Below are 1,749 nucleotides of genomic sequence, written 5' to 3'. Positions count from 1 at the left end.
CTGGTCGTCTGCGGCGTGTTTACCGCTGTTCAGGCGCAGGCGAATTTCCCCACCGTTCCGAAGGAGACCTACGAGGCGTTGAAGCTCGAGCGGTCGGCCTCGCCGAAGGAACTGTACGAGGCGTTGCTCAAGCGGTATCTGGATCCGGCGACGGGGACCGGGAAGGGCAAGTACGGCGAGTATTGGCAGCCGGTCTCGTTCAGCAAGTACTTCGATCCGCACACCTTCTACAAGCCCCCGCAGGCGGTGAAAGAAGTGGCGAGCCGCGAGCAATGCGTCAAGTGCCATACGGATGAATCGCCGGGCTGGGTGGCCGCCTGGAAGAAGAGCACGCACGCGAACCTGGATAAGATTCGGAAGCTGACCCCGAAGGACGAGACCTTCTACAAGAAGGCCAAGCTCGAAGCCGTCGAAGAGAATCTGCGCTCGATCGGCAAATTGGGCAAAGGGGAAAAGCTGAAGGAAGTCGGCTGTATCGATTGCCACTTTGAGGTCAATGCCAAGAACAAAGCCGATCACCGGAAGGATATCCGGTTGGCCACGGCCGACACGTGCGGCACGTGCCATTTGCAGGAGTTTGCCGAGCGCGAATCGGAGCGCGATACCATCACGTGGCCGAAAGATCAGTGGCCCAAGGGGCGGCCGTCGCATGCCTTGGACTACCGGGCCAACGTCGAAGTGGAAGTCTATGCAGCGATGCCGCAGCGGGAAATTGCCGACGGCTGCACGGGCTGTCACGTCAATCAGAACAAGTGCGATACCTGTCACGCGCGGCATGAATTCTCCGTGGCGGAATCCCGCAAGCCCGAGGTCTGCGCGCAATGTCACAGCGGGGCCGACCATAACAACTGGGAAGCGTACAACCTGTCCAAGCACGGGTTGAAGTATCAGCGCGATAAAGACCATTGGAACTTCAATATTCCCATTAAAGAAGCGATGGCCAAAGGGGCCGAAACCGCCCCCACCTGCCAGTACTGCCACATGGAGTACCAAGGCAAGATTGCGCACAACGTCGTGCGGAAAGTGCGCTGGGCGAACTATCCGTTCGTGCCCGGAATTCGCGAGAACATCAAGACGGAGTGGTCGGAAAAGCGGAACGATGCGTGGGTGAAGACCTGCACCAATTGTCACTCGGAAACCTATGCGCGGGCCTGGATGGAATTCCTGGATAACGGCACCTTCTCCGGGTTGGATAAGTACGATGAAGCGCATCATGTGGTGGAGGAGCAGTACAAGGCCGGGCTGTTGACGGGACAGAAGACCAATCGGCCGGCCCCGCCGGCGCCGGAGACGGATGGGTTTGAAAAGTTCTTCCAGATCTATTGGTCGAAGGGGAATAATCCGGCGGCCAATGAGTTGCGCCTGTTCGAAATGGCCGAAGATCACCTGGTGCAGTTGCATGTCAGCTTGGCGCACCAGTACTGGGGGTATACCTATACGGTGGGCTGGGCGGCCATGAACCGGGCCTATGTGGAAATCATGGATGATGACACGCGGCTCAAGGAGAAGCTGGAGCTGCAAGCGCGGGTGGCCAAGCTCGAAGGCCAGGCGAAGCATGGGCTGCTGGATCTGGAGAGCGAGACCGGCAAGCTGTCGCTCGGCAGCCTGGGCGGAGGCATGGTGCTCGCCGGCACCATGGCCATCGCGGGCTGGCGGCGTCGCCAGAAGTAGCAGTGAACGCGACGTCGTCCCTGAGTGATTCGGTGTCACGTCCGTCAGGGGTGAAGATCCTCCCGTCACTAGGCCTGC

Annotated in this window: 1 protein-coding gene; it reads left to right on the top strand. The window is 59.7% G+C overall.

Annotation, left to right across the window (positions count from 1 at the left end; translation table 11 throughout):
* Nucleotides 1-1,671: multiheme c-type cytochrome (locus tag ACOSYY_RS18895; RefSeq protein ID WP_421664437.1), on the top strand; the 1,671-nt coding region annotated here is incomplete at its 5' end.
* Between the last annotated feature and the right edge of the window lie 78 nt (nt 1,672-1,749).

This window comes from Nitrospira sp. BLG_2, assembly GCF_049222245.1.
Note: the sequence above shows the minus strand (reverse complement) of the source record. Positions and strands in the feature narration are given on the sequence as shown.